Origin of the sequence: Halalkalibacter alkaliphilus, from assembly GCF_023555415.1 — a bacterium.
Classification (GTDB): Bacteria; Bacillota; Bacilli; order Bacillales; family Bacillaceae_D; genus Halalkalibacter; species Halalkalibacter alkaliphilus.
Genome location: NZ_JAKRYL010000024.1, coordinates 1 through 12,145, shown reverse-complemented (window position 1 = coordinate 12,145; position 12,145 = coordinate 1). Strand labels below are relative to the sequence as shown.

The 12,145-nt window shown below is 38.0% G+C and carries 13 protein-coding genes, 1 tRNA gene and 1 rRNA gene; 9 read left to right on the top strand and 6 right to left on the bottom strand.

Annotated features, from left to right (window positions below; translation table 11 throughout):
- Window positions 1–6 precede the first annotated feature (6 nt).
- From MF646_RS18590 to fabI, 3 genes are all read left to right on the top strand, one after another.
- Window positions 7–2,070, top strand: a complete 2,064-nt coding sequence (locus MF646_RS18590; protein WP_250097999.1) for a cation:proton antiporter — start codon at window positions 7–9, stop codon at window positions 2,068–2,070.
- A gap of 124 nt (window positions 2,071–2,194) precedes the next feature.
- The gene (locus MF646_RS18585; protein WP_250098049.1) at window positions 2,195–2,344 is read left to right on the top strand and encodes a hypothetical protein; all 150 of its coding nucleotides are present in this window, start codon (window positions 2,195–2,197) and stop codon (window positions 2,342–2,344) included.
- Window positions 2,345–2,437: 93 nt separating this feature from the next.
- Complete coding sequence (fabI, locus tag MF646_RS18580; protein WP_275980371.1) at window positions 2,438–3,220, top strand: enoyl-ACP reductase FabI; 783 nt, start codon at window positions 2,438–2,440, stop codon at window positions 3,218–3,220.
- A gap of 59 nt (window positions 3,221–3,279) precedes the next feature.
- Here fabI and MF646_RS18575 read toward each other — a convergent pair whose 3' ends face one another.
- Together MF646_RS18575 and MF646_RS18570 are read right to left on the bottom strand one after the other, a co-directional pair.
- The gene (locus MF646_RS18575; protein WP_250097998.1) at window positions 3,280–3,663 is read right to left on the bottom strand and encodes a hypothetical protein; all 384 of its coding nucleotides are present in this window, start codon (window positions 3,661–3,663) and stop codon (window positions 3,280–3,282) included.
- A gap of 240 nt (window positions 3,664–3,903) precedes the next feature.
- Window positions 3,904–4,254 carry a hypothetical protein gene (locus MF646_RS18570; protein WP_250097997.1) on the bottom strand — a complete coding sequence of 117 codons (351 nt, stop codon included), beginning with the start codon at window positions 4,252–4,254 and terminating at the stop codon, window positions 3,904–3,906.
- Between the two features lie 170 nt (window positions 4,255–4,424).
- On the opposite strand from MF646_RS18570, the gene MF646_RS18565 reads away from it, so the two are divergent.
- Entirely contained in the window at window positions 4,425–4,637 is a 213-nt protein-coding gene (locus tag MF646_RS18565) for a hypothetical protein (protein ID WP_250097996.1), read from the top strand.
- A gap of 125 nt (window positions 4,638–4,762) precedes the next feature.
- Here MF646_RS18565 and MF646_RS18560 read toward each other — a convergent pair whose 3' ends face one another.
- Window positions 4,763–5,407, bottom strand: a complete 645-nt coding sequence (locus MF646_RS18560; RefSeq protein WP_250097995.1) for an HD domain-containing protein — start codon at window positions 5,405–5,407, stop codon at window positions 4,763–4,765.
- 14 nt (window positions 5,408–5,421) lie between these two features.
- Window positions 5,422–7,758, bottom strand: a complete 2,337-nt coding sequence (locus MF646_RS18555; RefSeq protein WP_250097994.1) for an ATP-dependent helicase — start codon at window positions 7,756–7,758, stop codon at window positions 5,422–5,424.
- Window positions 7,759–7,878: 120 nt separating this feature from the next.
- On the opposite strand from MF646_RS18555, the gene MF646_RS18550 reads away from it, so the two are divergent.
- Window positions 7,879–8,073 carry a hypothetical protein gene (locus tag MF646_RS18550; protein WP_250097993.1) on the top strand — a complete coding sequence of 65 codons (195 nt, stop codon included), beginning with the start codon at window positions 7,879–7,881 and terminating at the stop codon, window positions 8,071–8,073.
- A gap of 47 nt (window positions 8,074–8,120) precedes the next feature.
- Window positions 8,121–8,414, top strand: a complete 294-nt coding sequence (locus MF646_RS18545) for an HNH endonuclease (RefSeq protein ID WP_250097992.1) — start codon at window positions 8,121–8,123, stop codon at window positions 8,412–8,414.
- Here MF646_RS18545 and mscL read toward each other — a convergent pair.
- Entirely contained in the window at window positions 8,403–8,900 is a 498-nt protein-coding gene (gene mscL / locus MF646_RS18540) for a large conductance mechanosensitive channel protein MscL (protein WP_250098043.1), read from the bottom strand. The genes MF646_RS18545 and mscL overlap by 12 nt on opposite strands.
- Before the next feature lie 168 nt (window positions 8,901–9,068).
- A tRNA-Gln gene (locus tag MF646_RS18535) sits at window positions 9,069–9,140 on the bottom strand.
- 179 nt (window positions 9,141–9,319) lie between these two features.
- Between MF646_RS18535 and comGA the strand changes: the two genes are divergently transcribed.
- The 3 genes from comGA to MF646_RS18520 all read left to right on the top strand — a co-directional run.
- Window positions 9,320–10,375: a competence type IV pilus ATPase ComGA gene (gene comGA, locus MF646_RS18530; protein ID WP_250097991.1), complete on the top strand. Its 1,056-nt coding sequence runs from the start codon at window positions 9,320–9,322 to the stop codon at window positions 10,373–10,375.
- The gene (gene comGB, locus MF646_RS18525; RefSeq protein WP_250097990.1) at window positions 10,356–11,408 is read left to right on the top strand and encodes a competence type IV pilus assembly protein ComGB; all 1,053 of its coding nucleotides are present in this window, start codon (window positions 10,356–10,358) and stop codon (window positions 11,406–11,408) included. Before comGA ends, comGB begins: the two co-directional genes overlap by 20 nt.
- Before the next feature lie 601 nt (window positions 11,409–12,009).
- Window positions 12,010–12,145 (top strand): 16S ribosomal RNA (locus tag MF646_RS18520); the annotation flags it as partial.

The window sequence follows — 12,145 nt, the reverse complement described above, 5'->3', positions numbered from 1 at the left end:
TAATCAATGTTGCCACAACCTGTAACGAATCCTGTTCTTATTTTTGCTATTGCTATGGTCGTTTTTCTAGTGGCCCCATTGATTATGGCAAGGTTAAGAATTCCGGGTATTATTGGATTCATCTTTGCGGGAGTTATTATTGGTCCAAATGGGCTTGGCCTCTTAGATCGGGATCCTACCATTGTGTTACTTGGAACAGTCGGTCTGTTATATATTATTTTTATTGCTGGTCTGGAGATTGATTTAGAGGGATTTAAAAAGTATCGGAACAGAAGCTTAACTTTCGGAACCATGTCTTTTACGATTCCTTTTGTATTAGGTACTATTGGAGCGTATTTATTAGGATATAGTGTTGCAGGGGCAATTCTGCTGGGGTCTTTACTAGGATCTCATACGTTGCTTGCATATCCGATCGCCAGTCGATTGGGGATTGCAAAAAACAAGGCCGTAACTACATCTGTTGGTGGAACAATCATGACCGACACGCTTGCTTTACTTGTGTTAGCGGTCGTAGCGGGTTCTACTCAAGGTGAGTTGACACCGGATTTTTGGTTTGTCCTTGTAGTTTCTTTAGTCGTCTATGTTGCTGGGGTTTTTATCATTGTTCCAATAGCTGCAAAGTTCTTTTTCCGAACATTGAGTAGTGAAGGAACACTAGAATTTATCTTTGTATTGACCGTGTTATTTGTTACAGCGTATTTTGCGACGGTAGCGGGCTTAGAGCCAATCATTGGTGCGTTTTTAGCAGGTTTAGCCTTAAATAGGTTTATTTTTGAACAGAGTCCTCTTATGAATCGAATAAAGTTTACTGGGAATGCGTTATTTATTCCGTTCTTTTTGTTATCTGTAGGAATGCTGATGGATTTAAGGATACTCCTCTCTGATCCATCTGCATGGACGAAAGCAGTTCTAGTTGTATCCCTTGTTATCATTGGAAAGTTTTCAGCAGCTTGGATTGCAGGTAAAATTTATCGATATACAGGAGAGGAAATCAAACTTATTTTTGGTCTAACGATTCCGCAAGCTGCCGCTACGTTAGCTGCTACTCTTGTTGGATTTGATTTAGGTTTGTTTGATCAAGCGACTGTAAATGCCATTATTGTGATGATCTTAGCAACATGTATGATTGGGCCATATACTGTTGAGAAATTTGCAAGAACCATTGCGATGAAAGAAGACCAGAAGCCATACGAACCTTCTTCAGCTCCTGAGAGGGTAATGGTCCCACTTGCAAATCCACATACAATGGAATCATTGATGGATTTGTCATTTATTATTAGAGGGCAATCTCCTGAACCGCTTTATACACTTTCAGTTGCGCAAGGCGGAAGAGAGGACTCATCCTCAAGAATTGTAGAAGCAGAAAAATTACTCGGGCATGCTGTAACGTATGCAGCTGGGGCAGAAGTGCCAATTCAAATGCTTACAAGGGTAGATACAAATATTACATCTGGAATGATCCGAGCAATGCAAGAATCACGTATTACTACGACTGTAATAGGCTGGAATGGGAAGCTATCCACCCCGCAGAAAATATTTGGCGGGGTATTAGACCAATTGCTTGAACGTACGACCCAAATGGTTCTCGTATCAATGCTTGGTCATCCGTTAAACACGACTAAGCGAATTGTTATTCTTATACCATCTGGTTTTGATCATAAATCTGGTTACTATCAATCCGTTCAAGTAGTTAAAAAAATGGCTAATCAATTGGGAGCGACCATTGCTTGTTTTGTTGTAAAAGATAATATTAAAAGTTATGAAAAGAGTTTTAATGAAGTGAAGCCTGATGTCAAGGTATCGATTACGAGCCTTGAATCTTGGAATGAATGGCATAATACGTATAATCCACTTCTACGTGCAGATGATGTTGTTATTGTCTTTAGTGCGAGAAGAGGAACAGTTGCATGGCATCCACAGCTTGAGCGCTTACCACGAGTACTAGCTCATTCAGGGCCGGAGAGCTTCATTATCGTTTATCCTCGTGAATTGGAAGATGTTGATACAAGAGGAACGAGAGGTACGGCATTGCCGAAGACATTCTTATCAAATAGTTCATACGAGGAGTAATGTGCAAGGGGGGTGTCCCAAAGGTCAAAGTAGGCCTTTGGGACATCCCCCGTTTTTTATGTAATGGAAGTTTGTCTTCCTCATTATTGGGTGACACTGAGGATAAAAACAGGAGTGATTAATAGTGTTAGCTGATGTTATGGTTGTCTGTCCAAAATGCAAAGATCAAAGACCAATCACGAATTTGTTAACTGCTCAATCCAATCAAAATGTCATTTATAAGTGTTTAGAATGTGAGTATGAGCAGACAAATATTAAAACAAAAAAGGGTTAACGTGAATAAATGTTGAAACTATCTATCATAAGAGCCGTATGATATAATATTTAGTACTTGGTATTAATAACTACTCATAATGGAGGAGAAAAAATGATTCAATTAAATTTAGAGGAACGTACATATGTTGTAATGGGTGTGGCTAATAAGAGAAGCATAGCTTGGGGAATTGCACAATCCTTAGCAAATGCTGGAGCAAGATTAATATTTACATACGCAGGAGAAAGACTTGAAAAAAATGTCCGTTCTCTGATGGAAACATTAGATCGAAAAGATCATCTCGTTCTTCCTTGTGATATTACAAGTGACGAAGAAATTGAAAAGACGTTCACACAAATTAAGGAAGAAGTAGGAACAATTCATGGAATTGCTCACTGTATTGCTTTTGCTAACAAAGATGAATTAGAGGGAGAATATTTAAATACAACTCGTGATGGGTTTCTTCTTGCTCAAAACATTAGTGCATACTCATTAACAGCTGTTGTAAAAGAAGCTCGTCCACTAATGACTGAAGGTGGAAGTATTGTCACGCTTACATACCTAGGCGGGGAAAGAGTTGTTCGAAATTACAATGTGATGGGTGTAGCAAAAGCCTCCCTTGATGCAAGTGTAAAATACTTAGCAAATGATTTAGGGAAAGATAACATTCGAGTGAATGCTATTTCAGCAGGTCCAATCCGCACATTAGCAGCTAAAGGAATTGGTGGCTTTAACGATGTATTAAAAGAGATTGAAGAGCGTGCGCCACTTCGTCGTACAACGACCCAAGAAGAAGTAGGAGACACGGCATTATTTTTAATGAGTGACTTGTCACGTGGAATGACTGGTGAAATGTTGCATGTAGACAGTGGTTACAATATTTTATCATTATCATAAAGGAAAAGGCTGACTCAGTCAGCCTTTTTTGTACTTTGATACTTTTAAAATTTACCTATTTAGTAGTATCTTTGTTGTCCGAAGAGGCCTGTTTGACCGATAATCCAAGGTATGAATCCACCAGGTTGCTGGCCTGGGTACCAAGGTGTGTAAGGTGGTCTTGGTGGTCTTGGTCTAGGAGGTCTACCTGGGCGAGGTGGAATCGGTCCATAGTATGGTGCAATTCCAACTAAGTCACTATGATGTACTTGAATAAATTGCGGTTGGTATCTAGGTGCTCTGTACATGAACATCGACACCATTCCCGTTCTACGATTATAGTCTGTTATATATGCAGTTACTTCACCGTAATTTGGGATGGATGTTGTTACCCATTGATTGACGTACTGAGATACAACGACCGGTGGTAAAAATTGGACGGTTGGTTGTTGTGGTCCGTACATGAAATCAACTCCTTTATCTTGTTTTGATTCTCTTTATTGTATGGATATAGCTTGAGTAGGTGAATGTCCTATTAGATTTTCGTATGATATGGGCTAAGGCACGGCTGATATACAAAAGGGTTGACCCAATAGAGTCAACCCTTTTGTACTTGCTTTACGTAATTTTAAACGATTTTAGCTGTAGAGTATGTTCAATATGAAAAAGTAACTTCTTTTTTAAAAACAGTTTTTGGTGGATTTTTATTTCATTTTATAAAAGGTGTATGATAGCCAAGGCTTAGTTGTTACAGGTTTAGATTGGTAAGTAATGGTAGACTGGAAGGGGCTCCTATTGTAAAAAAGGGTTACATCATGACCAGGCGGAATGCTCGAACGAATCTCCTCAGAATCTGAAATAATATCCTCAAATTGAGCTTCAGGGTCAAGCAGGTGTTTTTTCTCACTAATGCGTATTTTTAGAGATCCAATTTTTTTCATAGTATGCTCTTCTTGTGATTGCTCTTTGGTAACAAGTAACATTTCTTCAAATTGATTAATGGCTTCTTCTAATTTTTGAAAAGCGTCTCTTAATTTTTGATCTGTTTGTTCCACGTTTTCACCTCATTTATCTAAGTATATTAATTAGGTTGCTATATTTGTTTGTCCTCCTATACATATGTGGCTTTTCCAATTTTAATTATGTTTTTGCAAAAAAGATGTATCATACTTTTGTTTAGTCAATTGTATAGTTAAATAAATGATAAAAAGAGGTGAGCAGCAAGATGGGAAAACATAATGTACCTTTACTCTATATTTATCAACGGAAAGAGAAAGAGATTGAAATTAGTGAACAAGATTTTGTTTATAAGAAAGCAATTAGAAAAGGGGTTAAACAGATTGAACCCCCGTTAGTTGGCCCACTGGCAAAGTATAGGCTAGATCCAAATTTTGAACAGGTCATTACGGAAAAAAAGAAGATAACGGAGCAGACATAAACATTTTGAAAAAATATCAATGACAAAAAATTTGGTTATTGGATTTGTTTTTAAAAGGTTCTTACGTCTGTTAGACACTAAAAAGGAGGGTGATGCTGTCAAAGCAACGCCCTCCTAGATTGTGTTTATTCGTGCCCCCACTCGTCAAGAAATTGCTCCAAAAATCCTTCTAAGAATTGATGACGTTCTAGAGCTCGTGCCTTTCCTTCCTTCGTGTTCATTAAGTCTTTTAATTTAAGTAACTTTTCATAAAAATGTCCGATCGCACTAGAACGACCATTTCGGTATTCATCGACTGTTAATGTTTCGCGAACGGAAAGTGTAGGTTCGTACATTGGATCACCTTTGTTTCCCGCATATACAAAGGTCCTAGCAACACCGATCGCGCCAATTGCATCAAGTCGATCAGCATCCTGAACAACTTGAGCCTCTAATGTCGTAACAGGCTTATTCGTACCGCCTTTAAAAGACATCGTTGTAATAATGGTTAGAATATGCAGGCGTTGTTCTTCTGTTGTACCAATTCTAATAAGCCAATCATTAACATTTTTTAGCCCTTGTTCTTCACTTTCTACGACTTTATCGTCAATTAAATCATGAGTCAAAGCTGCGAGTATGACTATGAATTCATCTGCTCCTTCAACCTTGGCGATCTCTTGAGCTTGTTTTGTGACACGTTTAATGTGGTACCAATCATGCCCTGTTTTTTCATTTGCAAGTTGATCTTTAACCCACTTTCGCGTTTCTTCGATCATTAGTTGTTGATTCATTGTTGCCCTCCTTTTTATGATTTAAGTTGCTGTTTCGGAGCAAGGCGTTGAACCTCTCTAACAAATCGGGAGCGAAATGCTTTTTTGCCTCTTCTTGTAATTGGTACCGACAATTTTAAGCTTTCTTCTGCTCTTGTCATAGCAACATACATGAGGCGACGTTCCTCCTCGAGTGGTTTGTCGTCACCTTCCCGCCAAGCTTCTAGGGCGTAATCATGAGGCAAGCTTCCTTCAACACAGCTAAGTATATAAACATGCTTGTACTCTAGCCCTTTTGCTCTATGAATAGTCATTAATTGGGTAGCATTTGTTATGTTTTTTTGATAGCGTACTTCGTCGTATTTAATCGTCATATGATCAATGTAATCTAGTAAATCCTCAATGGTTGAATGGTGCCTTGCCATTACTTTGAGATCCCGGATATCATCCGATCCTCGTTCCATCTTATTGCCTTCGTTTCCTTGTTTTTTAACGTAATCATTGAACCCCATCTCCTGTTCGATAAATTCAATTGCTTGAACAGGTGATTTCTTTTGGAGTTGAAGAAACCTTTTTGGTAGTTCTGAAAGTTTCTTCATTTGAAATGGTTGTAATCCTTGAAGGTGCGGCAGTGCCTCGATATATGTGCAATCATTTGCTATACTAGCGGCTTTAATATCACGAACTGCCTGCTGCTTTAAAAACAAAGCACTAACTAACTCTTGCAAGGCTTGAGAGTCATCAGGATTTCGTGCTAGCTTGAGGTAAGCTAATACCTTTCTCACCGCTTTACGTCTGTAAAATGATTCTCCATCAGCTTCTAACTGAAAAGGAATGCTAGATGAGATAAAGCGTTCAATAAGAGCTCTGGCGGAGCTATTTGTTCGAAATAAAATAGCAAAGTCAGCTGGGTTGGCTCCATTTTCTATTTGCTTTTTAATATCATTCATTATCATGGTCGCTTCTTCTTCTTCGTCAAACGGATAAAAAAGAAGAGGAGGCTTTTCTGAAGAGGTTTGAGCAAGTAACTGCTTTGCATATCTTGTACGATTGGTTGTTATAACATTATTAGCAGAGGAAACAATCTGATGATTTGATCGATAATTCTCATTTAATATAACCATTTTCGTTTCCGGATAACGATCTTTAAAGTTGAGAATGTAAGACGGATCACTTCCACGGAATGCATAGATTGATTGATCATCATCTCCTACAACACAAAGATTTTTTGTCCGGTCACAGAGCATCGTAATTAATTCAACTTGTACCTTATTAATATCTTGAAATTCATCAACTGAAACATAAGCAAAACGTTGTTGGTACCGCTTGAGAAGATGGGTGTTTCTAGTTAAAAGCTCATGTAAACCGATAAGCATGTCATCGAAATCAAACAAGTTCTTTGCAAGCCGCATTTGCTCATAGCGTTTATATAAGTAGGAAACTCGTTCTTCCCAAACATCTTTTGGCTTTACCTGATCAGGTGTAGTGAGATGATTTTTCCACCAGCTTATTTGTGTTAATGCTTGATCGAAAGCAAATTCTTTCTCGTCAATGTCTATTTCACGACTAGCTTCTTTAATCATAGCCTGACGTTGCCATTCTTGGTTTAAAAGGTTATTGGGTGACCATTGTTCCGGTTCGTGGTGCATTAGCATCTTATAGAAGATACTGTGGAAGGTTCCGATCACCAGTTGATTAAGAGTAGAGCTGGAAATTCCGGGATATAGACGCATCCGCTCTTTCATTTCTTTTGCCGCTTTAGCTGTAAAGGTAACTAAGATCATTTCTTTTGGCGAGTAATTAAGCTCTGTTAGCATAAAGGCAGTTCTCGTTGTTAACACACGGGTTTTTCCACTACCTGCGCCAGCAAGAATGAGGAGGGGGCCTTCTGTCGTTTGCACAGCTTTCCATTGGTTATCATCGAGGTAGATCCCATTTTCTGATAGTGTGTGCCGATAGCCAGTTTGCACTTGTAACGAGTTTGGTTGTTTAGGTTTGAAAGTGGGAATAGCTTTGACTAACTCAGGTTCTTTCCAAAGGTCGCTCTTTGCTTCTTGGCTATTTGTTGTGATTGCTCGCCGTTTTGGCAATTGTATTCCTGAAGTCGTATGAGAACTTTCAGGATGTAGTTCTTTTTGTTTTGAGTTTGTAAGTTTTTTTTCCATGAGTGTTACTGTATCTATACATTCGTCAGTGACATGTAAGTGTATGAACGATGGAGGAGTGAGGATGCTCATATCCATCTTTAATGGCGATTGACAATGTATACAAGTGACCTCTTGTCGAATACTAGCCATATACAATTGTTGCCATTTTTCACGCTCACAGCTAGGAAGATGGATCAGCTTGTCTTGGTGATAAGCCACTTGCATAATAGGTCTCCTCTCTCATTTAGATCTTGTCTTATCGTAGCAAATTTTGTCGTGTATGTGGTCATTTTTATTTAAAAAGAGGAAATAACTTTAAAGTTGGAAAAAGGAGGAGAGAGTAGTATGATCTCTTTTTTTATATTGGGTTGTATTGTTACGATTACAGCGGTTGCTTTTTTTCTTAGTGGCTGGTTTTTACAGGAGCAATTTTTGTTTGGTCCATTTATTGCTGCGTTAATTGGATTGAACTTTCTTTTCATTAGTTTTATGCAATTAAAGCGTGAACGAGAAGAAAGAGAGGGACGGAGAACTTCTTAAATTAGGATAACTGAAAAGAAACGTTGGGATCAGTTTGGGGAGGAGTTGTGATGAAAAAACGGGTTGGCCGTTGTCAATTGTGTGAACGTGATGAAGTGGAAATAACCGTTCATCATTTAACACCTAAGGAGGAAGGTGGGACACACCTTCCAACTGTTGATCTCTGTATACCTTGTCATAAGCAAATCCATGCGATTTACACTAATAAGGAAATCGCATTTCGCTTAATGACTTTGGAAAGATTGCAGGGTGATGAGCAGTTAAAGAAGTTTATTAAATGGATTCAAAAGCAACCTCCTAAAGCGTTAGTGAAAATAAGAAAATCAAAATCAAGAAGATGACTTTCGTTGTATCCTTACATATGTTGGTCGTTGCTTAATGGCTCTAACATCTTCAAGTTCAGATGTACAACTTGGACATCGGGTTGCTTTATAAGCTATTGATTGACAGCAGTGCGGACAGACTTTTGTCTTCATGTTAACAAGTGGATCTTCTTCAGGGCGTCTAATTCGATTGACTTGTCTAACAAAGAGAAATAGAACAAAAGCGATAAGAATGAAGTGAACGGCATGATTTAAAAATGTTCCATAATTAATCATAGGAACTCCAGCTTCTTGAGCTTCAGCAAACGTGTCAAAGTGGTGATTCGATAAGTTAATGTACTTATTGGAAAAGTCCACTTGCCCAAATATGAGTCCAAAAGGAGGCATAATAATATCATCGACTAATGATTCGACGATCTTTGCAAAAGTGGTACCAATAATAACTCCAATACTCATATCAATGACATTGCCTCGTACAGCAAATTCTTTAAACTCATTTAATATTTTCATGTTCTCACCTTCTTTAGAAGTCGTACCAAAAAAGAGGTTCCTCTTTGTGTCAGTACCTTACAGGGTTGTCTATGTAACAATCTATGCAATGAGAAGGGATAGATATGATACAAAAAAGGAAGGAACAAAGCGTAATTTCGCTTTGTTCCTTCCTTTTTTGTACTGGGCTAGCTGGATTCGAACCAACGCATGACGGAGTCAAAGTCCGTTGCCTTACCACTTGGCTATAGCCCATTAATATTTTTTTAGTATGACCAGAAGATTGCTTTGCTATGCAGAAGAGTTCTTTGAAGAGCCGCTTTTTGCTAGTCAGTGTCACGACGCTATTATGTTTTGTTACTCTAATTTTTTTTATGTAAAAAAAGGACTATATCTTAATTTGTCGAAAGTTAAAGAAAAGGAGGCTGATATTATTGTATGAAATTGAATATTACAGTAAGCATTTGCTAGATGAGGCTATTTCACGTAAGGTGACAGATCTTCATTTCATACCTGAAGAAGATCATTATGTAATTACGTACCGCTTTAATGGCATTATGGAACCTAGGGGAAGGCTTCCGTTAAAAATGGCAGAGAGGTTAATTAGTCATTTTAAATATCGATCAGGTATGGATATTGGCGAACGTCGAAAACCACAAAGTGCATCAATGATATACAAAGAGCAATCCTCTTTATCTTATTCTTTAAGATTATCTACCCTTCCTTCAAGAGAAAAGGAAAGTTTAGCGATACGCATACTTCCTAATTTCTCCCTGCAAACTTTTTCTTCATTATCTATCCTTCGAAATCAAGCTAAAAATCTTGAAAGTATTACTTCATTGACTCATGGACTGTGCTTAGTGTCAGGTCCTACCGGCTCAGGCAAGACAACGACTTTATACACAATTGTAGAAAGCATAATTAAAAAAGGCGGGAAAAGAGTTATTACAATTGAGGATCCTGTTGAACGCAATATCGATAATGCCATACAAATAGAAGTCAATTCGAAGACAGGGATAACATTTGATTACGCCTTAAAGGCTACATTACGACATGATCCAGATGTTATATTAGTTGGTGAGATTCGAGATGAAGTGACAGCGAAGATTGCCATTAGAGCTGCGCTAACAGGGCATCTTGTATTAGCAACGGTTCATGCTAATGATTGTTATTCGGCATTGGTACGAATGAGAGACCTTGGGGCTTCACAACTTGACCTGATTCAATGCTGCAGATACGTTTTGTCTCAGCGAATTGTAACGACTAAGTGTCCATATTGCATTGAAGAGTGCCTTCCAGTATGTGCGAGGGCACGAACGATGTCACGGGCTGCTGTATTTGAATTGTTAGAGGGGATTCGTCTAAAAAAATCGTTAATGAACGAGTCAAAGTGTGAAAATGCTTCATTAGTCAAACAGGCACGGAAAGCTTGGGCATTAGGATACCTTCAAGATAAGGAGGTACTGAGATTTGTTGCTAATACTTTCTAAGAGTCAGCGTAAAAAGAAGTATTTGCGGGATGTGGCTGATTCTTTTATTCGGATTGGACGCTTACTTGAACAAGGCTATCCTCTCGAAGTTGCCCTAACATTTATTCAACTGCATGTCATGAAGACGACAAGGGAACAATTCAAGATTGTAATAGTAAATTTACAAGAAGGTCACTCTGTTCATGAATCGTTTCGGTTCTTTGATATGCCCAAGAGTATTAAATCGTTTCTTTACTTTTATGAAAATCAAGGAAAAATATCTGAAGGCTTTACTCATGCGGGAGAATTGTTACATTACAGAGAAAAGACTATTTATGAAGTAAGCAAATTAATACGTTATCCGGTTGCCCTTTTGTTTTTCTGTATAATTGTGTTGTTTTTAATGTTTCGGTTTGTTCTTCCTCATTTTCGTTCTTATTTTGCGATGGTAACAGAAGCTCCTCCATTCTTATTTAGAATCATACTTTTCTTTCTTTTTAATTTACCTTACCTATTTGCTGTCTTAGTGCTTTTCCTCCTTATTATTTCTTTTTATTTATATCCTAAAGTGAAACAGTACACTCCATATGAAAGAACAATGAAATTACTTTCGCTTCCTGTTGGTAAGCAACAGGTTAAAACGGTGATAACGTACTTCTTTGCCTTACAGCTTGGGCGATTAATTCGAACAGGTATGTCTTTGCAACAAGGGCTAAAACAATTTGAAAATCAAGATTATCTTCCGTTCTTGCAACAAGAGTGTGTTCAAATATCACATGAGCTTAATCAAGGTCATAGTTTTCAGGAGATAGTAAAAATGAAGGATTATTTTAGGCATGAGTTGTCGTTTGTAATTGATAATGGTGAGAGAACAGGGTTTTTAGGAAGTGATTTAGAGCAATACAGTGATATTCTTTATCTGGAGCTAGAAGATTCTATTCAAAGAGTGCTAAATCTTGTCCAACCAGTTCTATTTCTAGTCATTGGTGGATTTGTATTTATCTTATTTTTTATAACGATGCTTCCACTTTTTCAGATGCTTGGTGGTTTATAGATTAAAATGTAGAAGGGGTGTCTATTATGAGGCCACTGAAAAAGGTGCGGTTTTCACCTTTTTCAGTGGCCTTTAAGCAATGAGCGGAACCGTTGCTTTGTTTTAAAGCCTGCTATGAGTGGTTTTCTCATAACAGGCGCGCAACGGGTGGAGCCATTGCTGCTTCCTCGAATCTGCTAAAAAGGACTTTTTAAGTACCCTAGTCTATTATAGAAGAGGGACTTAATAGGGTGCTTTGCCTTTTTAGTCCCTTAATAAATAGAGATTTCCTTTATTAAATATGAAAGAACTAAGGGAAAAGGTGACTTTTATAAACTTTTTTAAAAAAAGCTTGCATTATTTTGTTTAGACGTGTTATATTATTAAACGTCGCTGATGACGCGATTAGTAACTTTCGAAAAAAACATTTGACTTCGGTATTTGTTTTGTGTTACGATATAAAAGTTGCTGTCACAAACAGTTCTTTGAAAACTGAACAAAAGCCAAGCGAATTAAAGAGATTTATTAATCTCGTCAAAGAAATTTACCCGATAGGGCAAATTTCATCCTTAATTTATTGCATTGCTAGCGTAATGCAAATTGAGCTAATCAGCTTACCATTTTTATGGAGAGTTTGATCCTGGCTCAGGACGAACGCTGGCGGCGTGCCTAATACATGCAAGTCGAGCGGACTGATTAAGAGCTTGCTCTTATGACGTCAGCGGCGGACGGGTGAGTAACACGTGGGCAACCTGCCC

Bases quoted from the DNA above. Each gene is read 5' to 3' on its own strand.
- MF646_RS18590 (WP_250097999.1), top strand. From the start codon at position 7: ATGTTGCCACAACCTGTAACGAATCCTGTTCTTATTTTTGCTATTGCT.
- fabI (WP_275980371.1), top strand. From the start codon at position 2,438: ATGATTCAATTAAATTTAGAGGAACGTACATATGTTGTAATGGGTGTG.
- MF646_RS18575 (WP_250097998.1), bottom strand. From the start codon at position 3,663: ATGTACGGACCACAACAACCAACCGTCCAATTTTTACCACCGGTCGTT.
- MF646_RS18565 (WP_250097996.1), top strand. From the start codon at position 4,425: ATGGGAAAACATAATGTACCTTTACTCTATATTTATCAACGGAAAGAG.
- MF646_RS18560 (WP_250097995.1), bottom strand. From the start codon at position 5,407: ATGAATCAACAACTAATGATCGAAGAAACGCGAAAGTGGGTTAAAGAT.
- MF646_RS18555 (WP_250097994.1), bottom strand. From the start codon at position 7,758: ATGCAAGTGGCTTATCACCAAGACAAGCTGATCCATCTTCCTAGCTGT.
- MF646_RS18550 (WP_250097993.1), top strand. From the start codon at position 7,879: ATGATCTCTTTTTTTATATTGGGTTGTATTGTTACGATTACAGCGGTT.